This is a genomic window from Nocardioides sp. P5_C9_2 (genome assembly GCF_054049555.1).
Genome location: NZ_JBFUMD010000727.1, coordinates 1 through 1,205 on the forward strand (window position 1 = coordinate 1; position 1,205 = coordinate 1,205).

At 67.7% G+C, this 1,205-nt stretch carries 1 protein-coding gene; it reads left to right on the forward strand.

The features are described 5' to 3' along the window. Positions 1–1,205: phosphoenolpyruvate carboxykinase (GTP) (locus ACXJKL_RS21340; RefSeq protein WP_457208993.1), on the forward strand; the 1,205-nt coding region annotated here is incomplete at both ends.

A 1,205-nucleotide genomic window follows, 5' to 3' on the forward strand; every position in this document is an offset into this window, starting at 1 on the left:
GCCCTCGAGGCCACCGGCACGTTCACCCGCCTCAACCCCGAGATCAAGGCCAACTCGTTCCACGCCGCCTCCGACCCCACCGACGTGGCGCGCGTCGAGGACCGCACCTACATCTGCTCGGTGGACGAGAAGGACTGCGGGCCCACCAACAACTGGATGGACCCGAACGAGATGAAGGACCTCATGCGCGGGCTGTACGCCGGCTGCATGAAGGGCCGCACCATGTACGTCATCCCGTTCGTCATGGGCCACCTCGAGGCCGAGCACCCGATGTTCGGCGTCGAGATCACCGACTCGGCGTACGTCACCGTCTCGATGCGCGTCATGGCCCGGATGGGCACCGAGGTGCTGCGCAAGGTCGAGGAGATCGGTGCGGACGTCAAGTGGGTGCCCGCGCTGCACTCCGTGGGCATGCCGCTGGCCGAGGGCCAGGCCGACGTCTCGTGGCCCTGCAACGACACCAAGTACATCGTCCAGTTCCCCGAGGAGCGGATGATCTGGAGCTTCGGTTCCGGGTACGGCGGCAACGCGCTGCTGGGCAAGAAGTGCTACGCCCTGCGCATCGCCAGCGTCATCGCGCGCGACGAGGGCTGGATGGCCGAGCACATGCTCATCCTCAAGCTCACCTCGCCGCACGGCGTCACCAAGTACGTCGCGGCCGCCTTCCCGAGTGCCTGCGGCAAGACCAACCTCGCCATGCTCAAGCCGACCATCCCGGGCTGGAAGGTCGAGGCCATCGGCGACGACATCGCGTGGATGCGCATCGGCGACGACGGTCGCCTGTGGGCCGTCAACCCGGAGTTCGGCTTCTTCGGCGTCGCGCCCGGCACCAACGAGCACACCAACCCCAACGCGATGGCCACCATCAACAAGGGCAACTCGGTGTTCACCAACGTCGCGCTCACCGAGGACGGCGACGTCTGGTGGGAGGGTCTGGGGAACACCCCCGCGAAGGCCACCTCCTGGAAGGGCGAGCCCTGGACCCCCGAGTCCGAGGAGCTCTCCAGCCACCCCAACAGCCGCTACTGCACGCCCATCAAGCAGTGCGACATGCTGGCGCCGGAGTACGACGACCCGCGCGGTGTGCCGATCGACGCCATCCTCTTCGGTGGTCGCCGCAAGACGACCATCCCGCTGGTGACCGAGGCCCGCGACTGGACGCACGGCACCTTCATGGGCGCGACCCTCTCCTCGGAGACCACGGC